This window comes from Xanthomonas translucens pv. undulosa, assembly GCF_017301775.1.
Lineage (GTDB): Bacteria > Pseudomonadota > Gammaproteobacteria > Xanthomonadales > Xanthomonadaceae > Xanthomonas_A > Xanthomonas_A translucens.
The window spans coordinates 3,763,634-3,775,863 of record NZ_CP063993.1 but is presented as its reverse complement, the minus strand read 5'-3'; the positions used below and the strand labels follow the sequence as shown (position 1 = coordinate 3,775,863).

Genomic DNA, 12,230 nt, shown 5'->3' with positions numbered 1-12,230 from the left:
CAGCCGCGACCGAGTCTTACCGGTAACGCCCGGTCGCGGCTGAAGCCGCTCCTACAGAAAAGCAATGCGCCAACACGTATAAACCAGACCAGGAGTCACCCATGCCTTCCCGCCGCGATGTCCTCCATCTGCTCGGTAGCGCCGCCGGCGCCGGCCTGCTCGCCAGCGCCGTGCCCGGCTTCGCCGCGTCCGGTGCATCCGCGGCAGGCTTGCCCAGCAAGCGCCCGCCGCCGGCGCAACGGCGATTCGTCAGCGCCGCGGTGGAAAAACACCTGCGCACGGTCAAGGCCGGCATCGGCGATCCGCGCCTGGCCTGGCTGTTCGAGAACTGCTATCCGAACACGCTCGACACCACCGTGGAAATCGGCACCCGCAACGGCAAGCCGGACACCTTCGTCATCACCGGCGACATCGAGGCGATGTGGCTACGCGACTCCTCCGCGCAGGTGCATCCGTACATCCCGCTGGCGAAGCGCGATCCCGCACTGCGGCGCATGTTCCATGGCCTGATCCAGCGCCAGGCCGCCTGCATCCAGCTCGATCCCTACGCCAATGCGTTCCTGCCCGACGGCAAGCGCCAGCGCCTGAAATGGTCGGTGGCCGACATCACCGAGATGAAGCCCGGCGTCGGCGAGCGCAAGTGGGAAGTGGATTCGCTGTGCTATCCGATCCGGCTGGCGCACGCCTACTGGCGCGCCAGCGGCGACACCGCGCCGTTCGACGACGACTGGCGCGCGGCGATGCACGTGGTGGTCAAGACCTTCCGCGAACAACAGCGCCTGCACGACCGCGGCCCCTACACGTTCCAGCGCCCCTCACCGCTGGCCACCGAGACCCTGATGCTGGAAGGCTACGGCCAGCCGACCCGGCCCAACGGCATGATCCACTCGATGTTCCGCCCGTCCGACGATGCCTGCGTGTATCCGCTGTTCGTGCCGGCCAACCTGTTCGCGGTGACGGCGCTGCGCCAGCTGGCGACGATGAGCGAAGCGCTGCACCGCGACGCCGCCTTCGCCGGCGACTGCCGCGCGCTGGCCGACGACGTCGAAACCGCCACACACAAGTTCGGGCAGATGCGCGACGCCGACGGCCAGCCGTTCTGGGCCTACGAAGTGGACGGCTACGGCAACCAGCTGTTCATCGACGACGCCAACGCGCCGGGCTTGCTGAGCCTGGCCTACCTGGGCTGCTGCGATCGCCGCGACCCGCTGTTCCTGCGCACCCGCCAGCTGGCGTGGAGCGAGCGCAACCCGTACTTCTTCAAGGGCCGCGCCGCCGAAGGCGTCGGCGGCCCGCACGCCGGGCTGCGCATGATCTGGCCGATGTCGATCATGCAATACGCACTGGCCAGCGACGACGACGCGCAGATCCGCCAATGCCTGGCCTGGCTGAAAAACACCGACGCCGGCAGCGGCTTCATGCACGAAGCCTTCGACCAGGACGACCCGGGCAAATTCACCCGCGACTGGTTCGCCTGGGCCAACACCTTGTTCGGCGAACTGATCATCGACCTGCACCAGCGCAAACCGCATCTGCTGCAAGCCTGCCCCCCCCTGTAGGAGCGGCTTCAGCCGCGACCGGGTCTTACCGGCAACCCCAAGGTCGCGGCTGAAGCCGCTCCTACACAAACACCATCCCCTCTCCGCTGCACACCCAAGGACAGCACCATGGCCACACGACGCGGTTTCCTGCAGGGCGCCATCGCCCTGGCCCTGTTCGGCAGCAGCGGCATCGCCCGCCTGGCGCAAGCGCGCGCCGGCAACTACGCGCTGCCCGCCGACGCGCGCGCCAAGGCCGAGTTCAGCCGCCACGTCGACGTGTTCATCGGCACCGGCGGCCACGGCCACACCTTCCCCGGCGCCACGCTGCCGTTCGGCATGGTGCAGCTGAGCCCGGACACCTACAACGCAGTGTGGGATGCGTGCTCCGGCTACCACGAGGCCGACGGCTCGATCATGGGCTTCTCGCACACCCACCTGTCCGGCACCGGCATCGGCGACATGCTCGATTTCCTGGTCGTCCCCGCCACCGGCGAGGTCAAGCTGGTCCCCGGCACGCTGGAAAATCCGGACACCGGCTACCGCTCGCGCTACGACCACGCCGACGAAGCCGCCTCGCCCGGCTACTACCGCGTGCGCCTGAAGGACAGCGGCGTGCACGCCGAACTGACCGCCACCGCGCGTGCCGGCCTGCACCGCTATCACTTCCCCAAGGGCAAACCGGCGCACCTGCTGCTGGACCTGTGCCACGGCATGCAGGACAAACCGGGGGGCGCAACCCGCGTCAGCGACGCGCAACTGCGCATCGTCGATGCGCGCACCCTGACCGGCGGGCGCCGCGTCTACCAATGGGCGAAGGGCCGCTACCTCTACTTCGCCATGCGCCTGTCGCGGCCATTCGCCACGGCCCAGCTGTATTCCGAAGACCAGCCGCTGGCGGCCGGCGCGCGCCAGGCCGACGGCACCCGCCTGAAGGTGGCGCTGCACTATCCCGATGCGGCCGACGCGCCGTTGCTGGTCAAGGTCGGCATCTCCGCGGTCAGCGCCGAGAACGCCCTGGCCAACCTCGACGCCGAACTGCCCGACTTCGATTTCGCGCGCGTGCACGCCGCCGCGGTGGCCGCGTGGGAGAAGGAACTGGCGCGCGTGCGTATCGACAGCGACGACGACGCGCAACGCCGCATCTTCTACACCGGCCTGTACCACAGCCTGCTCGCGCCCACCCTGTTCAGCGACACCGATGGCCGCTACCGCGGCATGGATTTGAAGGTGCACCAGGCGCCCGCCGGCTACCACAACTACAGCACCTACTCGCTGTGGGACACCTACCGCGCCCTGCACCCCTTGCTGACCCTGGTGCAGCCCGAGCGCGTGCCCGACTTGGTGCAATGCCTGGTGCGCGGCGCCAACGAATGCCCGGACGGCGTCGGCATCTGGCCGCTGCAAGGCGTGGAGACCGGCTGCATGATCGGCTACCACTCTGCCGTGGTACTGGCCGAAGCGCACGCCAAGGGCTTCACCGGCATCGACTACGCCGCCGCCTGGCCGGCCTACCGCAAGCGCGCCATGGACGACACCACGCACGGCCTGGACGAGTACCGCAAGCGCGGCTACATCCCCAGCGACACGGTAGCCGAAGCGGTCAGCCGCACCCTCGAATACGCCTACGACGACTGGGCGGTGGCGCACCTGGCGCAGGCCGCCGGCGCCACCAAAGAGGCGCGCGCCTTGCGCGAACGCTCGCGCAACTACCGCAACGTGTTCAACCGCGCCAGCGGCTTCATGCAACCGCGGCTGAGCAACGGCGACTGGGTCGCCCCGTTCAACCCACGCGCGATAGGCCACATGGCGAAGTGGCACGACTTCACCGAATCCAACGCCTGGCAGGCCACCTTCCTCAACCAGCACGACCTGTACGGCTACATGGAGCTGTTCGGCGGCCGCGACGGCTTCCTCGCCAAACTCGACGAACTGTTTGCCACCAGCTCCGACCTGCCGGCCGGCACCCCGCCGGACATCGACGGCATGGTCGGCCAGTACGCGCACGGCAACGAACCCAGCCACCACGTGGCCTACCTGTTCGCCTACGCCGGCCAGCCCTACAAGACCCAGGCCATGGTGCGGCGGCTGCTGCGCGAGCACTACCACGACGCGCGCAACGGCCTGTCCGGCAACGAAGACTGCGGGCAGATGAGCGCCTGGTTCGTGCTCAGCGCATTGGGCTTCTACGCAGTGGACCCGGTCAGCGCCACCTACGTGCTCGGCAGCCCGCTGTTCAAGCGCGCCGACGTCGATGTCGGCCACGGCCGCACCCTGAGCATCGTCGCCCACCGCAACAGCGCCGCCAACGTCTACATCCAGCGCGCCCGCTGGAACGGCAAGCCCTACACCCGCAGCTGGCTGCGCCACGCCGACCTCGCCGCCGGCGGCACGCTGGAACTGGAGATGGGGCCGAAGCCGAATCCCGCCTTCGGCGCAGCCAAGGACGATCTGCCGCCGTCGTTCGTTTGATCCACCGCACGCCCCCCTGTAGGAGCAACTGTCTTCTCATCCGATCACCTCACGCCATGGTGTGCGATCTCGTGCCATGGCGTTGAGTCGGATAAGCAGTACGCGCATGCATGCGGTGATGGCGACCTTGGCGGGCTTGCCGCGTGCCCGTAACTGTTGATAACGCTCCTTGAAGGAGGCTTGGGTGCGCACAACGCTCCAACAGGCCATGTACAGCACTCGTCGGATCGTGGCACGCCCGCCGCGGATGCGGCGTTTGCCGCAGTGCTGCCCGCTGTCCACGTTGTAGGGAGCCAGGCCGACCAGGGCCGCGATCTGGCGACGATCCAGCGTCCCCAGTTCGGGCAGATAGGCCATCAGGCTGGCGGTGGTGACCTCGCCGATGCCCGGGACCGTGCCCAGGGCGTGCGCCAGCGCATCGTCGAGCTGGCACCGCACCTGCTTGATCGCCTGGTTCATCCGCTGGATACGGCGGCGCAAGTCGCCGATCTGCTCGATCAGGCATGCGCGCACCATGGCCAGGGTCGCCTGATGCAACCGACGGCGCTCGTCGTCACGTTGCTGGACCAGTTGCTCGCGGCGCTGGACCAGCATGCGCAGTTGCTCACGCAAGGGATCGGGAACCGGCGCGGGCGCTTGCACCAGTTGAGCCATGCGCGCCAGCAAGGCCGCATCCAGCGGATCGGTCTTGGCGGTTGTGCCCAAGGCCGTGGCGAAAGCGCGTGCCCGGCGCGGATTGATCCGGGTCACCGGGATCCCTGCCGTGGCCAGTGCCGTCATCACCGCCCGTTCGTAGCCGCCGGTGGCCTCCAGCAGCGCGTTGCCGACGCAGTGCCCGGCAAGGTGGTCGCACAGGCGCTGGTGGCCCTGGGCGGTATTGGGAAAGGACAGCAACTGGTCCAGGGGAAGCACGTGGACGGCCAAGGTGTCCTTGGCCACATCGATACCGATCCAAAGAGGCATAAGCGTTAGGTAGACTAAGGGACAGGAGAGAGCCACCTCGTCGCTGCCCACGCTTGTGAAGTTCGAGCGAACGCTCGTTCAACTGTTCGGGCTAGGCAACGAGGTCGATGTGCGGCCGCCCTGGCTCCTACACGTGCTGGAACACTGCGGCCTGTCGGCGTGCCGCACATCGCTCTCCACTCAAACTGTAAAGCAACCTCTAGACACAAGCGGCTTCAGCCGCGACCGAAATTCACCGGTAACGCCCGGTCGCGGCTGAAGCCGCTCCTACAAAAAAAGCCAAACTTCACCCCAGCCAGAGACCCCCACATGCTGCGTCGCTCCCTGTCCGCCCTTGCCCTGTCGCTCCTGCTGTCCCTGCCGGCATCCGCACAGCCGACGCACGCAACCACCCCATGGCCCGCCGTCGCCACCCAGGGCGACCACTTCACCCGCGCCGGCAAGCCGTACCAGATCATTTCCGGCGCCATCCACTTCCAGCGCATCCCACGCGCCTACTGGAAAGACCGCCTGCAGAAAGCCCGCGCCATGGGCCTGAACACCGTAGAGACCTACGTGTTCTGGAACCTGGTCGAACCGCGCCAGGGCCAGTTCGACTTCAGCGGCAACAACGACCTGGCCGCCTTCATCGACGCCGCCGCCGCCCAGGGCCTCAACGTCATCCTGCGCCCCGGCCCTTACGTCTGCGCCGAATGGGAAGCCGGCGGCTACCCCGCCTGGCTGTTCGCCCAACCGGGCCTGCGCGTGCGCAGCCAGGACCCGCGCTTCCTCGCCGCCAGCCAGGCCTACTTGAACGCGGTCGCCGCGCAGGTCACCCCCAAGCTCAACCGCAACGGCGGCCCCGTCATCGCCGTGCAGGTCGAGAACGAATACGGCTCCTACGACAACGACCACGTCTACATGCAGGCCAACCGCGCCATGTTCGTCAAGGCCGGCTTCGACAAGGCCCTGCTGTTCACCGCCGACGGCGCCGACGTGCTGGCCAACGGCACCCTGCCCGACACCCTGGCCGTGGTGAACTTCGGCCCCGGCGACGCCGAAAAAGCGTTCCAGACCCTGAGCAAATTCCGCCCCGGCCAACCGCAGATGGTGGGCGAATACTGGGCCGGCTGGTTCGACCAGTGGGGCGACAAACACGCCAACACCAACGCCAAAAAACAAGCCAGCGAATTCGAATGGATCCTGCGCCAGGGCCATTCCGCCAACATCTACATGTTCGTCGGCGGCACCACCTTCGGCTTCATGAACGGCGCCAACTTCCAGAAGAACGCCAGCGACCACTACGCCCCGCAGACCACCAGCTACGACTACGACGCCGTGCTCGACGAAGCCGGCCGCCCCACCCCCAAGTTCGCCCTGTTCCGCGACGCCATCGCCCGCGTCACCGGCGTACAGCCCCCCGCCCTGCCCAAGCCCATCCGCTTCGCCGAGCTACCGGCCACCCCGCTGCGCGAATCGGCCTCGCTCTGGGACAACCTGCCCGCGCCGGCCGCCACCACCGACACCCCGCAACCGATGGAACGCTACGGCCAGGCCTACGGCTACATCCTCTACCGCACCACCGTCACCGGCCCGCGCAAGGGCAGCCTGTACCTGGGCGACGTGCGCGACTACGCCCGCGTCTACATCGACCGCACCCTGGCCGGCAGCGCCGAGCGCCGCCTGCAGCAAGTGGCCGTGGACGTGGATATCCCCGCCGGCCCCCACACCGTGGACGTGCTGGTGGAAAACGGCGGCCGCATCAACTACGGCACCCACCTACCCGACGGCCGCGCCGGCCTGGTCGACCCCGTGCTGCTCGACGGCAAGCCGCTGACCGGCTGGCAGACCTTCCCGCTGCCGATGGACGACCCGAGCAAGCTCACCGGCTGGACCACCGCCAAGATCGACGGCCCCGCCTTCCACCGCGGCACCATCAAGATCGGCACACCCACCGACACCTTCCTGGACATGCAAGCCTTCGGCAAAGGCGTCGCCTGGGCCAACGGCCACAACCTGGGGCGGCATTGGAACATCGGGCCGCAGCGGGCGCTGTATGTCCCGGCGCCGTTCCAGCGTAAGGGTGAGAACAGCGTGATCGTGTTCGATCTGGATAGCGCGGCGGAGGCGAGCGTGCGGGGGGTGAAGGGGCAGGTTTGGAGTAATCCGGGGAAGTGAGTTATCCGCGGAACGCGCCATCCGGTACATCTGGATGGCGCGGCATCAAACAACTTGTCTACACATTAAGGCCGCCGGCGGTTCCGCCGAGCGGCCTTTAACTTGTGACGGCCGTTAACAAGTGGTAGCGTCGGTCTTGTGCGGGGATGCACTGGGGAATGGACGTGGGGTTAGACGCAAGGATTATGTGACAGCGTGACTGGCGAGAGCTCGCAACCGAATACATGCTAAGCCGCATGGAGGCGGAACAGGTGTATTACGCGTAAGTTTTACACACCATTTTGTCGTCGAATAGTGGTTAGGCGCCATGGAATTCTCAGACACTCTTCAAGCAGAAGTTGCCGAGCTCGCCGCTGATCTCGCTCGTGAGGACCAGATGGGGATGGTCGTGCGCGCTCATATCCGGGTTGAGAGCCTTCTGATACAGACTATCGACTGTCTAGTGTTGCGCCCCAACTTATTGCCCAAACTCAATCTTGACTACGATCAGTATGTGACGCTTGCTCTTGCACTTGGTCTCAAGGAGAAATTCGGCCCTCCGTTACGTGTACTTGGAAAGCTTCGCAATGATTTTGCACACAAGTTAAACACATCACTCACCAAGCAATCCGCAAACAACCTTTACACAGCTTTCGGCGCCGATGACAAGCGCGAAGTACAAGCGTGCTTTGAGCGCATCAAGGGCGACAATGAAGAGATGCGGCATTTCAGGCGGTTCTCTGACCTTGAACCGGCGGACCAATTCAAGATTCTTGCGCTTACTCTCTGGGCAGTTGTGCGCGCCACTGTCATGCTTCATGCAGAGGCACCGGGTAACGCCCAAAAATTCACTCAAGCCGAACCCGCTTCGCGGGTCGGCCCGAACAACGGGGAAAATATATGAACCAATCAATTCAAAATTCCGAGTTAACGTTTGTTGAAAATGAGTTCGGCACTGTGACAAACAAGCGTGTCATGTATTACCGCAATAAAGGCTGGCTAAGTGGCGGGTCGCGCGAAGATATACCACTTCAACATGTAACCTCAGTCCGTCTCGATATATCACGAAGTATCATCGCCGGCCTATTTTTTCTATTATTTGGCTTTGTCATGCTTGGTGCTGAGGGCGGCTTTAAGTTTATAGGATTTTCCCTTCTAGCCTTGGCGTTTGTATTGCTTTGGGGTTCACCTCTCGTAGTAGTGAACACTGCAGGTCGTGACCTCAACGCCGCCAAAGGTTGGCCGTGGCAGCGCAAGAACGCAGCGGAATTCGTAGAGGCTTTGCGTACTCAGCTGTTCAACCGGAGCGAAACCTGACAACCGAACAACGGGGCCAGAGTAAATATCTAATTCAAACGCATATTTCCTCCGGCCCCGTTTTCGAGCGTGCGTGGGGTGAAGGGGCAGGTTTGGGGTAATTCGGGGAAGTGAGTTATCCGCGGAACGCGCCGTCCAGTAGGTCTGGATGGCGCGGCATCAAAGAAATTGTCTACAAATTAAGGCCGCCGGCGGTTTCGCCGAGCGGCCTTTAACTTGTGACGACCTTCAACAAGTGGTAGCGTCGTTCTACCTAATAACTCATTCAAGCTGAAACCGCTTCGCGGCTCGGCTCAACTCATGCGGCAGGCTACTCCTATGACTTTTCCGCTATTTGATGAGAGTGCTCCCGCCTGCCGCGACTACAAGCGTGCTTTCTTACCTCACGCCTTCGTGCATCGCAGGAAAGCTGAAGCGATGTGGGGAAAGTACGCGCCTTACGCTGACCGAAACTTCCTCAGCTCCCTGCGAAGTGACTTTCATGCACGCTTTTGGGAAATGCTGCTATGCACTGAGCTACTTGCAGCAGGCTTTGAAGTCGTAAAAGAAAGCGATGCTGGGCCCGAGTTCTACGTAACCGTCAACGGAAAGCGAGTGTGGATAGAGGCCGTATCGCCGAAAGCAGGCGAAGGTCCGGACGCCGTCCCGCCAATTGACTATGGGCCAAACGTTGCCGGGGCCGTTCCAATTGATCAGATTGTCCTACGTGTCGCGTCAGCACTTCGGGGGAAGCTGTCGCACTACCAGCGAGCACAAGCTGCTAGCCGAATCTCGTCAGAAGACGGCTACATCATCTGCATCAATCCGTCACAGGTACCCCACGCAAAGTTTGGAACCGAACCGTCTTACCCCGCGCGCGCGCTCTACGGAGTTGGCAACCTCACGTTGAGCATCGAATGCAACTCGGGAAAGGTCATAGATCAATTTAATGCTTACACGCCCGAGATCATGAAGAAGTCGGGTTCTAGTGTGCCAACCTCCCCTTTTTTCGGCTCGGGAGAGACAACTTGCTCGGCAGTCATCTATTCCGTGATGGACTTTTTCAACATTGACCGTTGCCACGGCAATGATTTCGAGGTCTATCACAACCCGAATGCGACAGTTCGCATACCCATACAAACGTTCAGCATGTTCGACCAGTTCGAGCCTGAACGCATTGACAAGTCACACTTCACCGTGCGGCATGTTCCCAGGAGAACAGCCTAACAATTCGCCCAAGCCGATGCCGCTTCGCGACGCAACTTAACCCAGGTGTTAGCCGGCATGAGCCACAGCCTTTATTTCGTTGGTATCGATAACGGGGTCCGATAACGGGGCCATGTTCACTTACAAAGCGCATCTTCACTCTACAGCACAAACCAGTTGACATCCCCCAAATCCAGTAGCACCATTCCCTCCAAGGAGCCTAGAAACTCCTCACGTAGCGGCACCCACCTCCGTCAAACCGGTGGTTTTTTTGTGCCTGTCCGCAGGCACACTCCGACGCGATGCCTGCGTCGGGAGGGCGGCGAATACAACACCCTTCGGGGAAATAAGCCCGCCGGCTACGTGCGGTTTCTAGCCTCCCGACATCCCGTCGCCCTTCGGCGCGGGTTCCTGTCTGACAAGGAGGCTGTGCCATGCGTCAACCGTCATCCCGTCCCGCCCCTGCCCGCCCCACGGCTGCCCGCAAACGTGCAACGCGCCAGCCGCAACCCAGTCCCCCGCCCGAGCCCACGCGGGCCTGGTGCCTGCGGTACATCGAGCCACCGCTCACGCCGATGATGCCGGTGGAAGCGGCCGCCGCCGCCATCGCCGCCGAGCTGGCCCGCCCGCCACGCGCGCCGCGCCGCCCGCGCGCGCCCACGCAGTGCACAGTGGGCTATGGCTACTACCCCGCCAGCCACCAGCATGTGCCGATGTTGCGTTTCCGCGGCCGCTGGCTGGAGCAGCTGGGCTTCGCCATCGGCCAGACGCTGCGCGTGCAGGTGCGCGACGGCGAACTGGTGGTGAGCGTGGCCCGCGAAGACTGACGCGGCCATCGCCCACCCCATCCCGGAGGATCGCTGAAATGGCATCCAACCGCTTCGTCTTCGGCATCACGCTCGACCAGGCCGATGCGCTCGACGGCCTGATCCGCACCATCGCCGCGCATGGCGACATCCTCGCCGCCGGCACGGCGCCCTATCTGGATCCACGCACGCTCCCCGCGCTGGGAGAGGCTATCTACACCGCCGCCCGCGCGGCACGCAGCATCCTGGACCAGGTGGGCGCGCAAACGCTCAAGGACATGAGCGCCCGGTAGGCGGGGAAACCTCAGGGCCGGAAACCTTCAAACAACGGGGCCAGAGGAAGTCTCCGTTTGAATCAAACCTCTCCTCTGGCGCAGAGGTTTCCCCAGACCATTCATGGTGACCAGCGATGCGTTGCTTAACCGCAGGTCGATTCGTGGGAAGAGCGGAAATTTCGCGCCCGGGGTGAATACCAAACGATTTTCGCTTGGAATGACAGTCCACCAACCACCGTTGACGAGGTATTCCATGCGTCCTGCCGCAATGCCGCCCGTGTCGCCCAGAGCGAGAACGGAAGACAGAGATTTGGAAATGGGTCTAGCGCAGACCGCGCACAGTGACACTCCTTCGCCGCAACACGCCGGCGCCCAAGTCGATGCGCGGTTGCAAGGCCTGCCACAGCGGCCGGTACATCCCGAGCCTCTCAGGGACATGCCACCGCGCAAGCGGATAGCGAGAAATATAGCAAACGTCGCTGGCATCACCGCGGCTGTCGTTGGAATCGCGTCGGTTCCCACTCCCCCCCTCGCATTCTTCGGTTTTGTCAATCAGTACGACCGCCTGGCTAAATACAGCGGAATCGCCACATTGGCCGGGATCGCCACGACCGGAACACTGAAGGCAATCGAACGCAAGGCATCCAATTATGCGAATGGCCCTACGACGATAAACGGTAGGGCGGAAGCGTTGGGAACAAGCGGAGAGATGCTGCATACAGCTACTCTACTGGTCACGGTGCCTGATCAAGAAAATAATCCCCATCCAATGAGCGACACGGAGAGACTTGCGATCTCTAAGGATCTGCAGAATATGTCAATGCTAGACAAGTCCGTATTGGATCCGAATCTTTTGAAGTGCGTACACAATGCTGGCTCCGATCCAGGCAAGCTGGTTGACGCATTGCTTCAACTTAAAAGGAACCCGCCGCCTGACACCCATGCCGCTGCATCGTCCTCTGCATAACAACCTCAGGGCCATCCAGCTTCGCCAGCACGCTGGTGCCGAACGCTTCCAGTTGCTGGGGATACTCCTGCTCCACCACGCGCCGCTGTGCGTTCTGGTCGAAATACTGCGTGTACTTCTTCCACTCCTCCTTGCCCAGCGCAGCGGCATTGGCCTCGCTGCGCTCGCGAACCCTGGCATCTTCCTGCGCACGCGCCTGGTCGCGCTGCTGCTTTGCGATACGCTCACGCATCGCCGCCTGCGACCCCTCGGTCATCGACGTCCACAGATACGAGCCGGCATCGGCCACACTCTGCGATTCGTCGATATTGGCCATGCCGTCGGCTGTGCGCGACATGGCCGTGTTCCAGCGCACGTCGTCTTCGACGGCGCCGTGTTGCACCGCTTCACGCAGGGCATCGATCAGGACCGCGGTTTCATGCTTCCACTTGCGTTGCGGGTCTTCGCGGCGTCGCTGCCATCGGCATAGAACGGCTGCGTGGAGAATGCCCACGCGGCGCAGGTCACGCGGCCCTTGCCGGTGTTCTTTTTCAGAACGTCAGGGGTCCACGTGACATCCGAGAAGCCGAGC

Annotated in this window: 12 protein-coding genes; 9 read left to right on the top strand and 3 right to left on the bottom strand. The window is 63.7% G+C overall.

Annotated elements, in window-relative coordinates:
- The first annotated feature begins 101 nt into the window (after positions 1-101).
- Together ISN38_RS16020 and ISN38_RS16015 are read left to right on the top strand one after the other, a co-directional pair.
- A complete protein-coding gene (locus ISN38_RS16020) occupies positions 102-1,559 on the top strand; it encodes a glycoside hydrolase family 125 protein (RefSeq protein ID WP_003471177.1) in 1,458 nt (485 codons plus the stop codon).
- A 108-nt stretch (positions 1,560-1,667) separates the two neighbouring features.
- On the top strand, positions 1,668-4,010 hold the full coding sequence (locus tag ISN38_RS16015; protein WP_003471175.1) for a GH92 family glycosyl hydrolase: 2,343 nt from the start codon (positions 1,668-1,670) through the stop codon (positions 4,008-4,010).
- A 36-nt stretch (positions 4,011-4,046) separates the two neighbouring features.
- Here the strand turns inward: ISN38_RS16015 and ISN38_RS16010 are convergent, their stop codons facing one another.
- Positions 4,047-5,024, bottom strand: coding sequence for an IS110 family RNA-guided transposase (locus ISN38_RS16010; RefSeq protein ID WP_206711904.1), 978 nt, complete (start codon positions 5,022-5,024; stop codon positions 4,047-4,049).
- A 258-nt stretch (positions 5,025-5,282) separates the two neighbouring features.
- Between ISN38_RS16010 and ISN38_RS16005 the strand changes: the two genes are divergently transcribed.
- From ISN38_RS16005 to ISN38_RS15980, 6 genes are all read left to right on the top strand, one after another.
- Complete coding sequence (locus tag ISN38_RS16005) at positions 5,283-7,130, top strand: glycoside hydrolase family 35 protein (protein ID WP_206711903.1); 1,848 nt, start codon at positions 5,283-5,285, stop codon at positions 7,128-7,130.
- A gap of 307 nt (positions 7,131-7,437) precedes the next feature.
- Positions 7,438-8,013, top strand: coding sequence for a hypothetical protein (locus ISN38_RS16000; RefSeq protein ID WP_141697110.1), 576 nt, complete (start codon positions 7,438-7,440; stop codon positions 8,011-8,013).
- The gene (locus ISN38_RS15995) at positions 8,010-8,426 is read left to right on the top strand and encodes a hypothetical protein (RefSeq protein ID WP_141697111.1); all 417 of its coding nucleotides are present in this window, start codon (positions 8,010-8,012) and stop codon (positions 8,424-8,426) included. The genes ISN38_RS16000 and ISN38_RS15995 overlap by 4 nt, the downstream gene beginning before the upstream one ends.
- A 318-nt stretch (positions 8,427-8,744) precedes the next feature.
- Positions 8,745-9,632 (top strand): hypothetical protein, encoded by an 888-nt coding sequence (locus tag ISN38_RS15990; protein WP_141697112.1) that lies wholly within the window; start codon positions 8,745-8,747, stop codon positions 9,630-9,632.
- A 554-nt stretch (positions 9,633-10,186) separates the two neighbouring features.
- Positions 10,187-10,438: a SymE family type I addiction module toxin gene (locus tag ISN38_RS20955; protein ID WP_003471169.1), complete on the top strand. Its 252-nt coding sequence runs from the start codon at positions 10,187-10,189 to the stop codon at positions 10,436-10,438.
- A 38-nt stretch (positions 10,439-10,476) separates the two neighbouring features.
- Positions 10,477-10,710 carry a hypothetical protein gene (locus ISN38_RS15980; RefSeq protein ID WP_206711902.1) on the top strand — a complete coding sequence of 78 codons (234 nt, stop codon included), beginning with the start codon at positions 10,477-10,479 and terminating at the stop codon, positions 10,708-10,710.
- Positions 10,711-10,737: 27 nt separating this feature from the next.
- Here the strand turns inward: ISN38_RS15980 and ISN38_RS15975 are convergent, their stop codons facing one another.
- Positions 10,738-10,947, bottom strand: coding sequence for a hypothetical protein (locus ISN38_RS15975; RefSeq protein ID WP_141696173.1), 210 nt, complete (start codon positions 10,945-10,947; stop codon positions 10,738-10,740).
- Between ISN38_RS15975 and xopAV the strand changes: the two genes are divergently transcribed.
- Positions 10,910-11,659 carry a type III secretion system effector XopAV gene (gene xopAV, locus ISN38_RS20635; protein WP_314733173.1) on the top strand — a complete coding sequence of 250 codons (750 nt, stop codon included), beginning with the start codon at positions 10,910-10,912 and terminating at the stop codon, positions 11,657-11,659. The genes ISN38_RS15975 and xopAV overlap by 38 nt on opposite strands.
- Here xopAV and ISN38_RS15970 read toward each other — a convergent pair.
- On the bottom strand, positions 11,607-12,152 hold the full coding sequence (locus ISN38_RS15970; protein ID WP_196411445.1) for a hypothetical protein: 546 nt from the start codon (positions 12,150-12,152) through the stop codon (positions 11,607-11,609). The two genes, xopAV and ISN38_RS15970, sit on opposite strands and share 53 nt — an antisense overlap.
- Between the last annotated feature and the right edge of the window lie 78 nt (positions 12,153-12,230).

Coding starts and splice junctions, on each gene's coding strand:
- ISN38_RS15990 (WP_141697112.1), top strand. CDS start 8,745: ATGACTTTTCCGCTATTTGATGAGAGTGCTCCCGCCTGCCGCGACTAC.
- ISN38_RS15995 (WP_141697111.1), top strand. CDS start 8,010: ATGAACCAATCAATTCAAAATTCCGAGTTAACGTTTGTTGAAAATGAG.
- ISN38_RS16015 (WP_003471175.1), top strand. CDS start 1,668: ATGGCCACACGACGCGGTTTCCTGCAGGGCGCCATCGCCCTGGCCCTG.
- xopAV (WP_314733173.1), top strand. CDS start 10,910: ATGACAGTCCACCAACCACCGTTGACGAGGTATTCCATGCGTCCTGCC.
- ISN38_RS16005 (WP_206711903.1), top strand. CDS start 5,283: ATGCTGCGTCGCTCCCTGTCCGCCCTTGCCCTGTCGCTCCTGCTGTCC.
- ISN38_RS16000 (WP_141697110.1), top strand. CDS start 7,438: ATGGAATTCTCAGACACTCTTCAAGCAGAAGTTGCCGAGCTCGCCGCT.
- ISN38_RS20955 (WP_003471169.1), top strand. CDS start 10,187: ATGATGCCGGTGGAAGCGGCCGCCGCCGCCATCGCCGCCGAGCTGGCC.
- ISN38_RS15980 (WP_206711902.1), top strand. CDS start 10,477: ATGGCATCCAACCGCTTCGTCTTCGGCATCACGCTCGACCAGGCCGAT.
- ISN38_RS16020 (WP_003471177.1), top strand. CDS start 102: ATGCCTTCCCGCCGCGATGTCCTCCATCTGCTCGGTAGCGCCGCCGGC.
- ISN38_RS15975 (WP_141696173.1), bottom strand. CDS start 10,947: ATGGAATACCTCGTCAACGGTGGTTGGTGGACTGTCATTCCAAGCGAA.